Here is a 15,646-nt window from a genome sequence, read left to right as displayed (position 1 = left end):
AGCGTAACCTAAAATCGATGAAAGATTTACAAGAAATACTAACTATAGTTCGTCCCATTGGTTGGGAAGCAGCAGATATACTGCAGTCATACTATCACCAAACAGGCGATCGCAATTTAAACGTGCAATACAAGCAGAATGAACCCGTAACAGCAGCAGATATAGCTGTAAACCAACACATTGTAGAGAAACTACAAGCCGCTTTGGGAACGGAAGATTTTGCTTATATCTCCGAAGAGACGTACACAGGCGAACAAGCAAAACGGGAATGGGTTTGGATCGTAGATCCTTTAGACGGGACGCGAGACTTCATTGAAAAAACTGGGGAGTATGCCATTCATATTGCCTTAGTCAAAGAAACACGCCCGGTGCTAGCCGTGGTTGCTGTTCCAGAGTCAGAAAAGCTGTATTATGCAATCAAAGGCGGCGGTGCATTTGTAGAAACACGCGATGGGCAAGCTTTGCAGTTACAAGTATCATCACGGGAACGTATTGAGGATTTAACAGTAGTTGTCAGTCGCTCTCACCGCAATGAAAGACTTGATTACCTGCTGCAACAACTACCATGTCAAAATCAGAAAGCTGTGGGCAGTGTGGGATGTAAAATCGCCACAATTGTGGAACAACGGGCAGATGTTTACATTTCACTATCTGGCAAGTCTGCACCGAAAGATTGGGATATAGCCGCCCCAGAACTGATTTTGACAGAAGCGGGTGGAAAATACACTCATTTTGACGGCTCCCCACTGCAGTACAACACTGGTGATATAAATCAGTGGGGAGGGTTGCTCGCTAGCAACGGTCAATACCATGAGATTCTTTGTCAAGATGCAGAGAAGATTTTAGGTGACTGGGAAAGATGAAAGCTTAATGCGCTGTTTTTAAATTGTTGATTTTGTGGGAATGGCTTCGGGCAAATCCTTTCCTGCGACTTAAGAGCAGGTATACTGAGGGAACGAAGTACAGCGAGAGGACAGTTACACCAAACAAACCACCAGCAATCACAATTGCCAGAGGATTCCAGAAACCTGTTGGGTCAAACAAAAGTGGTGTAAAGCCAGCCGTATCCGTGATGGTTGTAGCAATCATGTGGCGGGTAGAGTGAACAACAACTTCTTGCACGGCTTTAGGATCGCCCAAACTTGCTTGAGAGTCAGCCTGCAAGGCTGCTAAAACAACAGTCGCTTCATTAACTGCAATACCGATAAGTCCAATGGTGCCGAGGATTGCTGTAAAACCAAAGGGGTAGCCAGATACCCATAGAGCTAACAGCCCTAACCCTACTGAAAGTAATGCGATGATGGCGATGCTTCCAGCCAGAGCAAACGAGTTAAAGGTTAAAACCAGCGTGGCTGTCATGAGCAACCCCAACACTCCAACTGTGGATAACAAATTCACGACTGCAGTACCGCGTTCTTCAGCTTCTCCACCAAACTCGAACGAGTAGCCAGGAGGAAACTTTATTTTTCCTGAGAGCAACCGCTTTTGAAACTCAGATACAACGACCGAAGGAAGCGTTCCCGCTTTGATAAAGCCTTGGACAATATTAACACGTTGTCCATTGCGTCGGGGAATCACTGCTAAATCTGGAACCAGTTGAATGTCACCAACAGATGCGAGGGGAATAGTTTGGCTGTTGTCTCCAGATGCGCCTTTGTTAGGCAATAAATCGAGGGTAGCAATTTGATCTAAGTTGCTACGATTGAAGTCAGACACCCGCACTCTCACAGGTAATTCTTCTGTCGCTTCCAGTACAGAACCTCCAGCGATCCCTTCAAGGTTTGTGTCTAACTGGCGGGCGATCGCGCTCCTGTCAAGCCCCGCCAATCGTGCTTGTTCTTCATCGATTCGGACTTCCAGTTTGGGTTGGGCTTCTGATAAGCTAGCGCGAGTATGAATCACGTCTGGAATCTGGGCTAGTTCTCCTCGAATTTGGTTACCTAGTTCCCGAAGTTTTTCTAAATCCGGTCCGTATAAACGAATTTCAACTGGTGCATCAACTCCAGGTCCTTGCTCAAGCTGTCGTACAAGAACTTGGGCGTTTGGCAATGCTCGATCCAACTCGTCCTGCAAGGTATGAATAGTTGAACCGGGCAAAACATTCGGTTGCATTTGCACCAATGCTTGAGCATAGTTGGCAGCATTTTCCCGCTTACCAATGACATTGTAGTAGAAGGTTGGAGCGCTTTCTCCTACCAGTACATGGACATCAGCAGTGTTAGAATGCTTAAGGATTAAATCCCGTGCCTGTAAGACTTGGGCTTGTGTTTGGCTTAAAGCAGTTTGATTGGGAAATTCAAATTCCACATAAAACTGGTCTCTACCTGCAGAAGGAAAGAATTGCTGCTTGAGATGAAAACTGAGACTAAACCCAGTCACTGGCAAAATCAGCGCTAGACTAACCGCAAGCATGGGTCTGCTGAATGTTTTCCGCAATGTCCATCGATAAATTTGGGTCAATTTAGGATGGGAAAAACCTTGTTCCAGCCAAGTTGGGATTCGGAGATTGTGTCTCCACCTATGTAGTAACCCTAACAATGCAGGCAGAATAGTGAGTGAGATCGAAAGTGACCCTAACAGCCCCAGAATCGCATTAAATCCTATAGTATTTGTGAATTCACCCGTACCACCGGGAGCTAGAGCAATTGGTAAAAATACTAGTACTGTTGTTATTGTTGAACTCAGTAGGGGAACACCTATGTGACGCACGCTGTCAACGATGGCTTCCTCTATTTTCATGCCCTCATGCAGTCGAATTTGCATCTCATCTGTCATGCAAATGGCATTATCAATTAATAACCCAATAGCTATAATCAATCCCGTCATCGATATCTGATGCAAGGGAACTCCCAAGACACTCATACCTCCAAACACAAACAGGGTGGTCACGGGCAAAGTTGCACTCACTACTAAAGCAGACCTCCAACCCATGAGAAATAGAATCACAAGCAGTGCCAGTAATGAGCCAGTGACCAATTCCTGAATGACCCCTTGAATACGGATTTGTACGTAATGGCTTTGGTCAAGAATAATCTTGACACCAATACCACTAGGTAGTTCGGATTGGAACTTTTTGAGAGCTTTACGTGCTGACTCCGCCCAGCCATCGACTCGCATTGCTGACTCAACCGTAGCCGAAACAATCACACCCGGTTTACCAGAAATAAACGCCAAACTATTGGCTGGTTCAACAATACCTTTACTAACTTGGGCAATATCACTCAAACGTGTGACTTGTCCTGAAGTACTTGTACGAATGGGAATGTTGCGAATGCGATCGAGAGAGTCTAAAACTCCTGCAACTTCAAACAACAGTTCATCAGTTTTACTGCGGAGTTGTCCGGCGCTGACCTTAGCATCACTAGCCTGAATCTGCTGGGATAATTGTTCGGCAGTTAATCCTATTCTTGCCAAATCAGCCGTACTGATTTCGACTCTGATTTCTTCGTGTGGATCTCCGGATAATTCCACTTTGTCAGTGCCATTAAGTGCTCGAATTCTATCTTCTAACGTTTCTGCCCACCTACGCAGAACTGCATAGTTAGCAGGGGTATTTCTCTCCCAAGTCAAACCGACAATCAGGGCATTTGCCTTTACTTCTAGGTCTTCGTACTTTGGCTGTGATGCTCCTGGTGGTAGTTGCGGAACTACATCATTAATCTGACTGCGAATCTTTGCCCAAACTTTATCAACATCTTTAACGGTTTCTTTCAGGTTTATGGTAATACTTGAAATTCCATTATCAGAGCGAGATTCTAAGGTATTTACCTCTTCAATCTCAGATAATTCCTGCTCTATTGGCTCTGTCACTAACGTTTCAACTCGTTCAGCACTTGCTCCTGGAAATAAGGTTGTGACTGTCGCAAAGCGCTGAGTAATTTCCGGATCTTCTAAACGAGGAAGCGCAAAGAAAGAAGATAGTCCCCAGACAACAATCAGTGTCAAGGTGAGAAATAGAAGTTGGCGGTTGCGGTAGAAAAGGGTAAACATTTTAAAGGGGGGTGAGGGAGTGAGGGAGTGAGGGGGTGAGGGGGTGAGGGAGTGAGGTATCGGATAACTCATGCTCAATGTCCTATACCCAATGACAAATGACAAATGACAAATGACCAATGACCAATGACAAATGACCAAATTCAAGAGTGTTGGTACTGGAATACAAAGCAGTCGCGAAACCAAGCCAATCAAAAGCTATAGATGAAGCTATCCGCACGAGTCAATTTGTGCGTAATAAAGTATTGAGATATTGGATGGATAATCGTGGTGTAGGTAAAAAAGAACTGTACCAGTACAACACTCAGTTGAGAGCGGAGTTTGAATTTGTTAAAGACTTAAACAGTCATGCTTGCCAAGCATCGGTAGAAAACGTAGAACGGGCTATCAAGAGATTTTTTGATAATTGTCAGAACAACAAGCCAGGTAAAAAGAGCTATCCAAGATTCAAAAAACATAGCCGTTGTGTTGAATACAAGACATCGGGATGGAAGCTGCACCCATCAAAACGTCGCATTACCTTTACTGATAAAAAAGGTATTGGTACACTCAAACTCTTAGGTAAATGGGATATCCATACATATCCAGTTGAGCTAATCAAAAGAGTTAGAATTGTGCGTCGTGCAGATGGCTACTACGTGCAATTTTGTGTTTCTGTTGATAATCAACAGCAAGCTCCTGCCACTAAATCTGAGATTGGTATTGACGTAGGATTGGAGTATTTCTATTCTGATAGCAACGGCAATCATGAAGAAAACCCAATATATCTTCGCAAAGCCGAGAAAGATATTAAACGGGTACAGCGCTTGATTTACAAAAAGAAGAAAGGGTCATCTGGTAGGAAGAAAGCGCGTGGTGTTTATGCTCGAAAACATTTAAGAGTAACAAGACAAAGGAACGAACACGCTTTGAGACTTGCGCGTAACTTAACCCTGGCTAACGCTAAGGTCGTCTTGGAAGACTTGAATATTTCGGGCATGGTGAGAAACCACAAGCTAGCCAAGAGTATTAGCGATGCCTCTTGGTATTTGTTCCGCCGTTGGCTCGAATACTTTGGTGAAAAGTTTGGGCGTGAGGTAATTGCTATTCCCCCTCACGGCACTTCTCAGGAGTGTTCAAAGTGCGGTGCAACAGTGTATAAAACTCTCAGCACTCGCACTCACTCCTGTCCTCATTGCGGACACATTGAGCAACGGGATGTGAACGCCGCCAAAGTAATTCTCAGTCGTGCAAACGAGCAGTTCGGAGGGGGGTTTCCCTCCGAAAGAAACTGCGGTGCTACGGGTGGGCAACCCGGAAGTAACGCTAGTGGAGATGCGATCCCTACTTCTGTTGGTCGCAAGACCTGCAAAAGCAAAGAGCGTCAGTGATGCTAGAATCCCCCGGATTTATCCGTGGGGAGTGTCAAAAACTGCAACGAGTAGCAAGCAGAAGTGATACATTTTGTGTCTTTTAGCTTAACATTCATGCAAAATTCCCCAAAAATAGGGAAATAGGAATCTCTATGGCGTTTCCCATCAAGAGCGGTAAACCTTTGTCAGTGAGATCGGGAGCCTTGGAGCAATCTAGGGACGTACTCCTGCCAATCCTAGGAGTGGCTGACAAATATTTCTAACGAATTTTGCTGTATATCACCGCTCTTTGGTATTTGTTAATAAGTCTTTAAAATTAGGAGAGCAAGCAATGACTGCTGAAGCTAAGTTCGCACCAGCTGAGAAAAAAGTTGGCACTGATGTTGCTAAAACAGGAGCTAAACCACCCTTTCCTTTTCGTACTGCAGTTAGCCTCGTTTTATTAGCAGGTAACATTTTGGTGGCAGCAATTTACTTCCATTTGATTAATCCATAGTCATTAATCGAGAGTCAACAGCCAATGGTCAACAGTTAACAGTCCAAACACGATTAACTATTGACTGTTGGCTGTTGCCTCTACTGATAGTTAAATAGTGCCTCTAAACAAGCCTTTGGGACGAAGGAGGAGCACTAAAATCATGATAAAGAGTGCTACACCTTGTTTATACTGAGAACCCAGCAGAGGAGTGCTCAGTTCCTGGGCAATACCTATGATAAAAGCTCCAGCGATCGCACCGTAGGGATTGCCAATACCTCCCAAAATGACTGATGCAAACAACGGTAGAATCAAAAACCATCCCATATTTGGGCGCACAGCCGTAATCAAGCCATACATACTGCCGCCAAGAGATGTCAGACACCCAGCAATCACCCAAGTCCACAAAATAACTTGGTCAACATTAATACCAGAAACCCTAGCCAAATCCAAATCATCAGCAACAGCCCGCATTGCCTTGCCAATTTTGGTGTTTTGCAGAAGGTAGTGCAGCGCCAGAATAGCTAGTATAGCCAAGAACAAGACCAAAATTTGATTTTGCGGTACTTTTAAGCCACCTATATCTAAAGCAGGGCTAATGGGTAGGTCGTAATTTTTATTACTTCCCCCCCAAATAAAGATAATGCCATTGCGGATAAATAAAGCTAACCCAATGGAGATAATAATGAATGTCGTAGATGTGGCACGAATAGAGCGCATTCTTGACCACAACAACTTTTCTGATAAAATCATTGCGGCAACTGTCCCCACTGCCGCCACTACCACAGACAACCAAATATTTATCCTAAATACCGTATTTAGTAGGAACGTCAGATAAGCCCCTAATGTTAAAAAATCACCGTGGGCAAAGTTAGATAAGCGTAAAATTCCGTAAGTCAGCGTTAGTCCCACTGCTGCCAAAGCAATAATACTTCCCACAGCAATACCGTTAACTATTAATTGAGCTAGTTGTAAATCCATAATTTTGGCATCATATACAATCTTTCAGCACTATCTAGAGAATATTATCGCGATCCGCGCAAAAGGCTGCAGCGATAGCGCCCAAGCTCAATTGACTTCATTTTGTTGGTTGCCCAACTAAAATGGGGATAGTTGGGTGCTATCATGGGCGCAAGTGAACAAAATGATGCTGGTAAAAAAACTTCAGGAACTCAAAAGTATTTTTCTAGAGATGGAGAAGGCATTGATTGCCTACTCTGGTGGTGTGGATAGTACGTTGATAGCCAAGGTAGCATATGATGTTTTGGGCGAACGTGCTTTGGCTGTCACAGCTGTTTCCCCGTCGTTATTACCAGAAGAATTGGAAGATGCCAAGGTTCAAGCAGCAACTATTGGGATTCCTCATAAAATCATCGAAACACACGAAATGGAAAATCCCAATTACACCTCTAATCCCGTGAATCGGTGCTATTTTTGTAAGAGCGAACTGCACGATACACTCAAGCCACTTGCGGTTGCATTGGGATATCCATATGTAGTGGATGGAGTGAATGCCGATGATTTACACGATTACCGTCCGGGAATTCAGGCGGCAAAGGAAAGAGGTGCCCGTTCTCCCCTAGCAGAAGTTGGTATCACTAAAGCTGAAGTTCGGCAACTTTCCCAAGAACTGGGTTTGCCTTGGTGGGATAAACCCGCACAACCGTGCCTGAGTTCGCGCTTTCCTTACGGCGAAGAGATTACTGTAGCTAAGCTACAGCGCGTGGGGAGGGCAGAAATCTACTTAAGAAAGTTAGGTTATAACAATTTGCGAGTACGTTCTGAGGGAGATACGGCGCGGATAGAATTGCCACCAGAACAAATCAAGGAATTTGTGTTGAAGACTGATTTGCAGCCAGTCGTTTCTGCATTTCAAGAATTTGGTTTTACCTACGTAACCCTTGATTTGGAAGGTTATCGCAGTGGGAAGTTAAATCAGGTGTTAAATCGGGAAGCTTTAAAACAGGCGTTGTAAGTAGAATGACTCCTTGGACGCTCTAAAATGACCGATTTTTGTAGGCACTGCCCACCGTGCCTATTCCTTTTCCGCGACTAAATCGCTATTCTCGACTACAATCCCACCTTTCTTATCAATTTTCACCTGTTTGTTAGGAAAATCTTTATCAATTAAATAACGCAAAAGCCCCACTGTGCGAAAACTGGGATCGATACGAGGAATGCCTTGCCGATCCAAACGAACGGGAATAATTTTACCCGATACCAAATCTCCCTGAGAGTTGAACTTGACTTCTAAAATCATTGAGTAACCTGTTTGGGCTGCTGTAGATAGAGTTCGGTATCCTAGAAAATTGCCTAGAGAGTATGCGATAAGTTTGTTATTATAAATTTCCATTGCTCGCGGAACATGAGGTCCGTGTCCCAGGACTAAATCTGCTCCTGCATCAATCATTGTCCGAGCAAATAAGATGGAATTTCCTCGGTTTTCGCCATAGAAATACTCGGTTTTGTTTTTAACATGCAATGCCCCCGTTCCTTCTGCACCCGAATGCATGGAGACAATGACAATGTTTGCATTTCTTCTTGCTTCTTGTACCAGTGCTGTGGCTGTTTCTAAATCGTGGATGGAGTTGTAATATTCATAGGGCGCAAAGCCAATCATCGCAACCCGAACATTGTCAAGTTCTAATACAAGAATTTGATTTTTGTGACCTAATGTGTCTATACCTACGGCTTTAAGATGCTTGACAGTATCTCGGAGTCCCACTAACCCGAAATCTCGCGCATGATTGTTTGCTATGTTCATGACATCAAACCCAACATCAGCAAAAAGTTGAGCATATGAAGGTGGGGAACGAAAAGCAAAAACCCGCCCTCGCGTGATATCCTTGGCACTGTAGGGGTGGTTTGTTAAGCTGGTTTCAAAATTGCCAAAGAGAAGATCGGCTCTTTGTAAATATGCTCGCACTGATTTTGGGAGTAACTGGTTGCGATCGCGCTTAAGTTTATTGGTAGGGTAATTTGTTCCGGGGATAATATCTCCAACAGCTTGGATGGTGATGGTATCTGATGTTGGGAACTCTGGAATTGAGAAAGGTACTGGCAAGGTATCTGTGGATGTCGTGGCAGCTTGCGTTTGCTGTAACTGACCAAAACGAATGAATAACCCGATACCAATACCAAAGCAGAAACACAAACTGACAAAACTGAAACTCAGCAGTTTGCTCAAGCGTTGGCTCGCCATAGTGACACTCCTGAAGATATGGCGTCAGTATATCCTAAAATTTTAGTTGCTCGGTTTTTATTCATCTTTTTTGAGGAAATACTGTACTTGGTTTGTCTTAGTCTCAGGCATACAGATATCCTTAAGGAATCCCTGTCTCGGCACTGTTCCTGGTTCAAAACAGTCTTGTTTCCAGGCAAGTGAAACGGTAAACGTAGTTCCAATCCCAAGTTGACTTTCCAAAGTGATAGTTCCCTCATGCAATTCTAAACATTTTTTCACAACAGCCAAACCCAATCCCGTTCCAGGGATATCACCCACATTTTTACCTCTTTGGAAAGCTTGATACAATTGTTCTTTTTCTTCTTGAGCAATTCCAATTCCTCGGTCACTAATCTGGAAAATAGCCTGTCCTGATTCCTTTGTAAGGGTAAAGTATATTTGCCTATCAGGAGGCGAATATTTGATAGCGTTATCAAGTAAATTGCCGATAATTGAACGGAGAAGTTTTTCATCCATACAAGCTATTTTTTCCCAAGAATTATTCACAAAAATTATCTCTTGTTGAGCACGGGTACTAAATTGGATTTCTTCCACGATTAAATAACAAAACTCCTCTAAATTGAGAGGTTGGGGCTTAAACTCTAATTTTCCGGCTTCTGCTCTAGTAAGAGTAAGAATATCTGTTAACAGCTGTGTCATTGTTTTAGCAGAAGATTGAATTCGCTGGAGGTTTTTTCGCTTTTTTTCTTCCGACCATTCTTTAGAGTTTTCCAGAACCTGGGCTGAGATTAAAATAGTACTCAAAGGAGTACGGAATTCATGAGACACCATAGAAAAAAAGCGAGTTTTGAGTTCGTGCATTTCTAGTTCTTTTTCCAAGTTTCGCCTGATTTCTGCTGCCTCTCGTGCTTGTTTTTCTAAAGTGATGTCTCGAGCAAGTACTAATCTTGCCAGTCTTCCTCTGAAAATAAGTTCGTGGGAGGTGACTTCAACATCAATTAAGGTACCATCCTGCTTTTGATGTCTCTCGATCGCCACTTGCTTAAATTCTGAGGAGAGTTGCAAAATCCTATTAAGAACCTTTGAAATATCTTCTGGTGGAAAAATGTTCTTAATCGTCATAGATAAGAAGTCTGCTTGAGAGTAACCATACTGTTTAACAGCAACTTCATTGACAACTAAAAACTTGAGAGTTTCCAAATCGTAAACCCATAAAGGATGGGGATTAACTTCAAATAATTTCCGGTATCTTTTTTTGCTTTCTCTTAAAACCTTTTCTAATTGCTGTCGTTGGCAAATTTGCTCCTGAAGGAGTGAGTAAATGGCAAACAATAGCCCAAAGCTAAAACAGGAACCAGCGATCGTCATCGTTGTTGTGAATTGAAAACTTTGCTCTGATTCTGCTCTGCGGTGCTGTAATAGTAACTGCTCCTCGTTTTCAATTTCAGCAATAATACGCCAAATTTGGTCGTGGAGCATTAAACCTTTATCGGTCAGGGCTATTTGATTTGTGGTATCATATCGATTTTGTTTGTATAATTGAATTGATTTCTTGATTAAGTTAACTCTTTCAGTTATAAGAGGTTCAATAAGATTGAGCTTCTGTTGTTGTTTGTAACTATAAGCAGTAGCGCTTCGAGCTTCTTTAAATTCAGTATTAATACTTTGAATAGCGGTGTCGTAAGTTTCTAGATAAGATTGTTTGCCTGTAATAATATAACCACGTCTTGCTCTCTCAGCATCTCTTAGTGTAGTTAATATATCTCTAACTTTTTGCAAAACTTCGTAGGAAGACTCTACTTGTTTTTGCCTGGTAAACAGCTTTGCTGTGTTTTGATATGACACAGTATTAACAACAGCGAGAATGAGTACAGCAAGTCCAAATCCACAAGTTAGAATTTTTCTTTCTATCAACCATTTCATTTGCAACACAGCAGGAACTCTCTAAAATTTATATGATGATTGATAGCATTCCCTGATTTTTGAACTAAGATTTTTTCAATATTTCTTTGTAGTTGATATGCGAATGTTGCTTGTTGAAGATGATAGTCGCTTAGCAGAAGCTTTATGTGAAGCTTTAACGGATCAGCTTTACGTAGTAGATTTAGTGAAAGATGGCGAATCTGCTTGGAAACAGGTGAAGATGATAGCCTACGACTTGATTTTGCTTGATATCATGCTTCCCATGCTAGACGGTATCAGTCTTTGTCAGCGCTTGCGCCAGCAAGGTCATAACTTACCCATACTAATGCTAACAGCCTGTGATACCAAGACGGATAAAGTGAACGGGTTAGACGCAGGTGCAGATGATTATGTCGTCAAACCCTTCGATTTGCAAGAATTATTAGCTCGTATCCGTGCTTTATTACGGCGGGGAAGTTTTGCCTCTACCCCCGTTCTCATGTGGGGTGGCTTACTCCTCAATCCCAGTACCTACGAAGTCACATATCTTAATGTTCCTTTGCAGTTAACTCCCAAAGAATTTAGTCTGCTAGAGCTATTACTCCGCAATGGACGCAGAGTTCTCAGCCGTGCGGTTATTTTGGAAAATTTATGGAACAGTGAAAACCCCCCAGAAGAGGATACAGTTAAGGCTCACATCAAAGCTTTACGTCAGAAACTGCGAGCTGTAGCCGCCCCAGAAGATTTGATTGAGACAGTTCACGGTCTGGGATACCGCTTGAAGCAGATTTCATGAACTACCCCCACTTCCCATTGACCAATAACCAACGACAAACGACCAATAACCAACGACAAACGACCAATAACCAACGACCAATGACCAATAACCAACGACCAACGACCAATGACCAACGACCAATGACCAATAACCAACGACAAATGACCAATAACCAACGACCAATGACCAATGACAAATGACAAATGACCAATGACCAATGACAAATGACACTGTTGTAACATAAAAGCACCGGGAGTGTTGGCAACAATTTCTTCTGCTTTGCGAATTGCCCCTCCCATACCCTCAGTTCCCGGTGTCAGCTCCAAAGAAGCACCATAAGCCTGCAGCATAGCGCGTCGTTCCAAACTCATTGTTTCAGGCATAGTCAGAATCAATTTGTAGTTCCGCGCCGCTGCTACCATAGCCAGCCCAATTCCCGTATTACCGGATGTAGGCTCGACCAAAATACTTTTTCCCGGCTCAATCAACCCTCTCTCTTCTGCTGCTTTTACCATACTCGCAGCAATACGGTCTTTTACGGACGCCGCCGGATTCATGCCTTCCAATTTCACCACAATCCGAGCCACACAACCCTCAGACTGAGGGATTTTGTTCAACTGAACTAGAGGAGTCCGTCCAATAAGTTCTGTCACATCACGAGCAATCCGCATCAATCCGCTCCTAAAAATAGACATTTAAGTAAGTGGGCAGAATTCAATATCACTATCTTGAGAGTCCTTTGTCCTTTGTCCTTTGTCCTTTGTTTAAGACAAATGACGAACGACGAATATCAAAGAACGACCCTTACCAGTTCACATTATTTGTACCGACTTAGATAAAGCTGTAGCGAATGAGTGCATAGAAGAAAAACTTGAGTACACAAATGCCAGCACCTCATTTCATAAAGGCTAGTACCCGTCAGCCAAAAATCTAGCACCCTTTACCCAGAAAATTCTTAAAAAGTTTATCTAGTAATGATTCCAGACTTTGAGTACAGCCCTAATTAATTTAATTAATTTGATCCCGTTGAGTAAAACTATTCTGCACCAACACTCCTGATATAAAAGCTATAGGATTTACGCAGAGATTCCCCTCTACCCCCCTATATTCTAAGGCGAAAGCTGAGGAACTAGGGGGGGCTTCTTAAAACAGTTAAGCATTAACTATTAACTACAAACTACAGACTACTAACTACTAACTGTTATATGAAGTCTAGAATTGTTCGGGTTTTCACAGTTTTTTTAGTAACTTTAATAGTGCTTTCTCCAGAAATAGTTGTGTTTGGCATGATTTGGGAAGAACACATAGATTTAGTGCAAACACGGGCATTAGGTTGTGAAGCCGAGCAGAACTATGAAAGCAAAGCTAAATTAGTACCCATGCAAAAAAGTAGGAATTCTTACTCGGATAAATCTCAATTTCAACTATTTGATACTAAATTTACAAAATCATCCCTAAATCCAATTGAAAAATACCGAATTGTTAGAATAATACAATTTTTTTTCTTATTTTTTCCTATCTTGGTAGGAGTGTTCGTTATTTTGTACGATAGATATCTTATTTACCGTACTGCTATTTTTCAGCAACAAGTAGAAATGCTGGAAAGAGTTTGGCAACAAAACATAGAGTAATAAAAGATTATGTCAGAACCAATCACAGAACCAATTTCGGAAGAAACTGCAGAACAACGTCAAAACTTATATTTCAACCTCATTGACCAACTGCTGCGTTGTCCTAATGGTCAAGAACCCGAAGTTTTAGAAGCTCATTTAGAATTAATTGATGCTGGCTTAATACAGACAATGTTGCAAGTGGCAACTGGATTTGCACACCAAGGCAATCAAGATGGTGCCAAGTTTCTCATTCATGTTGCACGCGAGCTTTCTAAACAACTAGGACTCTATCCTCAAATTCCAAATTCAGCAGAAGCAGCGCAGGAGTAACAATGTTATTAACAGAAACTCACGCAGCACAAATCGCGTTAGAGTTTCTCATGGCTGAGTGGAATATCTCAGATGAGGACAGAGAGTGGTTTGTCATTGTTAATTCTCGCCTTATTGGTCAATCTTGGTATATTGTAGAAATCTGTGTAGCAGGTTTTCCTGATAAATGGTATATCCAAGTCTACGATACTGGAGCCTGTGACCCAAACTATATATTTGTCTCTCCTATCTCTGGCTCAGAAGGTCACACCGATCTCAAAGATTTGCCATATCTGGTGGCTGAGGTTTTGGTATCAGAACGCAATATCAGGTGAAAAAAAGTATGAAGGATAAAGGATAAAGTATAAACGATGAAAAATAGGTTGATATATGGATACAAGCCCCTCAATTTATTGGTGGGGTTTACTTTATATTTCATCCTTCATCCTTCATACTTTATATTTCATCTTTCATACTTTATTTGAATTCTTAATTTAGTCAAAAATTCAATATTTGTCATATTAATATAACAAATGTATGTTATATTAAAGAAAGTGATATAATCCCTACAAAAATCACGTGTCGTAATGATTAGTGAAGACATCCTAGCCCAAGAATTTCTCAGGGTCGTCAATCACTATTACCCAAAAGTAGGGGAGCTACTAGACGGTTGTTATGTAAAAGTTATCTCTACTTACTGGGGACGGCCTCCCAAACGGTTGCTATATTTAGGTATTTATTGCTCTGAAGATATCATGCATCATGTGCAATCTCAAAAAGAAATACTTCGAGAGGTTGCAGAAAACATGGGGCTGGTTCAGGTAGTTTTCCTAAATGCAACGCGATTGCTGCGCGATCCAATGTCTAAGCTTAAAGACGCACATCCGCGCTTGTGGTTGGATTTGCACTGGGTTTCAACCTAGGAAGAAAAAATAACGCTTGCAATGAAAACTGGACTTTTCTGTAACTACGAAAACCATCACCAGAACTCCCGTCTTGCTATTGAAGAGCAAGTCATGCTGGTGAAACATGCGGAAAGCCTGGGTTTTGAAGAAGCCTGGGTTGCAGAACATCATTTTAACGAATCCAATCTCAACCCGTCAATTTTATTATTGATGGCGCACTTAGCAGGTGTGACGTCAAGAATTCGACTGGGTTCAGCAGCAGTGTTGTTGCCCTTTCATAATCCTATTCGAGTGGCAGAAGACATTGCTACGCTAGACAATTTGTGTAATGGACGACTCTTATTTGGAGTAGCCAAAGGAGGGCCGTTTCCAGAACAAAACAAGCATTTCGCCATCTCTATGAGTGAATCTCGTCCTATTATGCTTGAAGCAACGGCGTTGATTCACAAGCTTTTGTACGAAACGAATGTATCGTTCAATGGGAAATATTTTCAGTGCTCTAGCCTGACAATTCACCCAAAACCATTACAACAGAGAATTCCAGTTTACATAGCAAGCGGTGATGACGATGGTATCGCTTTTGCCGCAAAACATTCCTTTGGCTTAATGGGAGGACCTCCGTTTTCCCTAACAAGATTGAAGGCTACAGTTGCCAAATATCGTGCCTTAAATTCTAGTGGTGCTGAAGATTTGATGCTGGCACGCTTCTTTTATGTCGGTAAGACTTGTGATGAAGCAGTCAGTGAAGCTTTACCTTTCATCAAAAAATTTAGTATGAAGATGAAAGCTAACGCTGCTCAAGTTATGCAGAACAGCCCAAATAAAAATCTGAAACCTTTTGACCGCACCAACATCTGCTTTGATGAGGACTATTTAATCGAAAACTCAATCATTGGTGATGTTGCAACTTGTCGCGATCGCATTAAAAGATTTCAGGATGAACTAAATTTAGGGAAACTGGCACTCAAACCTTTATCTTTAATACTGCAAAAGAACCTAGAAAGTTTGACGCGCTACAACCAAGAAGTGCGGAACTATGTCTGAGAAAATGGTTAGTGGTTGGTCATTAGTAGTTAGCAGTGATTTTTGACAACTAACACTAACCCCTGACCACTAACTACTAACAATCCCCAAGATT

The 15,646-nt window shown here is 42.2% G+C and carries 14 protein-coding genes and 1 pseudogene; 10 read left to right on the top strand and 5 right to left on the bottom strand.

Annotation, left to right across the window (positions count from 1 at the left end):
• The first annotated feature begins 17 nt into the window (after positions 1–17).
• Entirely contained in the window at positions 18–863 is an 846-nt protein-coding gene (locus tag ACYRY3_RS10450) for a 3'(2'),5'-bisphosphate nucleotidase CysQ family protein (RefSeq protein WP_460201610.1), read from the top strand.
• Positions 864–867: 4 nt separating this feature from the next.
• On the opposite strand, the gene ACYRY3_RS10445 is transcribed toward ACYRY3_RS10450, so the two are convergent.
• Positions 868–3,990: an efflux RND transporter permease subunit gene (locus ACYRY3_RS10445; RefSeq protein ID WP_460201655.1), complete on the bottom strand. Its 3,123-nt coding sequence runs from the start codon at positions 3,988–3,990 to the stop codon at positions 868–870.
• A 149-nt stretch (positions 3,991–4,139) separates the two neighbouring features.
• On the opposite strand from ACYRY3_RS10445, the gene ACYRY3_RS10440 reads away from it, so the two are divergent.
• Positions 4,140–5,360, top strand: a complete 1,221-nt coding sequence (locus ACYRY3_RS10440) for an RNA-guided endonuclease InsQ/TnpB family protein (RefSeq protein ID WP_460201609.1) — start codon at positions 4,140–4,142, stop codon at positions 5,358–5,360.
• A gap of 313 nt (positions 5,361–5,673) precedes the next feature.
• Complete coding sequence (gene psaX / locus ACYRY3_RS10435; protein ID WP_460201608.1) at positions 5,674–5,838, top strand: photosystem I protein PsaX; 165 nt, start codon at positions 5,674–5,676, stop codon at positions 5,836–5,838.
• Positions 5,839–5,928: 90 nt separating this feature from the next.
• Here psaX and ACYRY3_RS10430 read toward each other — a convergent pair whose 3' ends face one another.
• Positions 5,929–6,798 (bottom strand): branched-chain amino acid ABC transporter permease, encoded by an 870-nt coding sequence (locus ACYRY3_RS10430; protein WP_460201606.1) that lies wholly within the window; start codon positions 6,796–6,798, stop codon positions 5,929–5,931.
• 163 nt (positions 6,799–6,961) lie between these two features.
• On the opposite strand from ACYRY3_RS10430, the gene larE reads away from it, so the two are divergent.
• The gene (gene larE, locus ACYRY3_RS10425; RefSeq protein WP_460201605.1) at positions 6,962–7,792 is read left to right on the top strand and encodes an ATP-dependent sacrificial sulfur transferase LarE; all 831 of its coding nucleotides are present in this window, start codon (positions 6,962–6,964) and stop codon (positions 7,790–7,792) included.
• Between the two features lie 60 nt (positions 7,793–7,852).
• On the opposite strand, the gene ACYRY3_RS10420 is transcribed toward larE, so the two are convergent.
• Both ACYRY3_RS10420 and ACYRY3_RS10415 read right to left on the bottom strand, forming a co-directional pair.
• Positions 7,853–9,019: a CapA family protein gene (locus ACYRY3_RS10420; protein WP_460201604.1), complete on the bottom strand. Its 1,167-nt coding sequence runs from the start codon at positions 9,017–9,019 to the stop codon at positions 7,853–7,855.
• Between the two features lie 57 nt (positions 9,020–9,076).
• On the bottom strand, positions 9,077–10,924 hold the full coding sequence (locus ACYRY3_RS10415) for a CHASE3 domain-containing protein (RefSeq protein WP_460201654.1): 1,848 nt from the start codon (positions 10,922–10,924) through the stop codon (positions 9,077–9,079).
• A gap of 97 nt (positions 10,925–11,021) precedes the next feature.
• Here ACYRY3_RS10415 and ACYRY3_RS10410 point away from each other — a divergent pair, with 97 nt between their 5' ends.
• Positions 11,022–11,699 carry a response regulator transcription factor gene (locus ACYRY3_RS10410; protein WP_460201603.1) on the top strand — a complete coding sequence of 226 codons (678 nt, stop codon included), beginning with the start codon at positions 11,022–11,024 and terminating at the stop codon, positions 11,697–11,699.
• A 212-nt stretch (positions 11,700–11,911) separates the two neighbouring features.
• On the opposite strand, the pseudogene ACYRY3_RS10405 reads toward ACYRY3_RS10410, so the two are convergent.
• Positions 11,912–12,352 (bottom strand): annotated as a pseudogene (locus ACYRY3_RS10405) (PLP-dependent cysteine synthase family protein); the annotation flags it as partial.
• 534 nt (positions 12,353–12,886) lie between these two features.
• Between ACYRY3_RS10405 and ACYRY3_RS10400 the strand changes: the two are divergent.
• From ACYRY3_RS10400 to ACYRY3_RS10380, 5 genes are all read left to right on the top strand, one after another.
• Entirely contained in the window at positions 12,887–13,312 is a 426-nt protein-coding gene (locus ACYRY3_RS10400) for a hypothetical protein (RefSeq protein ID WP_460201602.1), read from the top strand.
• A gap of 9 nt (positions 13,313–13,321) precedes the next feature.
• Positions 13,322–13,624: a hypothetical protein gene (locus ACYRY3_RS10395; protein WP_460201601.1), complete on the top strand. Its 303-nt coding sequence runs from the start codon at positions 13,322–13,324 to the stop codon at positions 13,622–13,624.
• A gap of 2 nt (positions 13,625–13,626) precedes the next feature.
• The gene (locus ACYRY3_RS10390) at positions 13,627–13,938 is read left to right on the top strand and encodes a hypothetical protein (protein ID WP_460201600.1); all 312 of its coding nucleotides are present in this window, start codon (positions 13,627–13,629) and stop codon (positions 13,936–13,938) included.
• A 252-nt stretch (positions 13,939–14,190) separates the two neighbouring features.
• Positions 14,191–14,526, top strand: a complete 336-nt coding sequence (locus ACYRY3_RS10385) for a hypothetical protein (protein ID WP_460201599.1) — start codon at positions 14,191–14,193, stop codon at positions 14,524–14,526.
• A gap of 21 nt (positions 14,527–14,547) precedes the next feature.
• A complete protein-coding gene (locus tag ACYRY3_RS10380; RefSeq protein ID WP_460201598.1) occupies positions 14,548–15,552 on the top strand; it encodes an LLM class flavin-dependent oxidoreductase in 1,005 nt (334 codons plus the stop codon).
• Positions 15,553–15,646: the final 94 nt, after the last annotated feature.

This window comes from Scytonema sp. NUACC21 (genome assembly GCF_054684315.1).
Note: the sequence above shows the minus strand (reverse complement) of the source record. Positions and strands in the feature narration are given on the sequence as shown.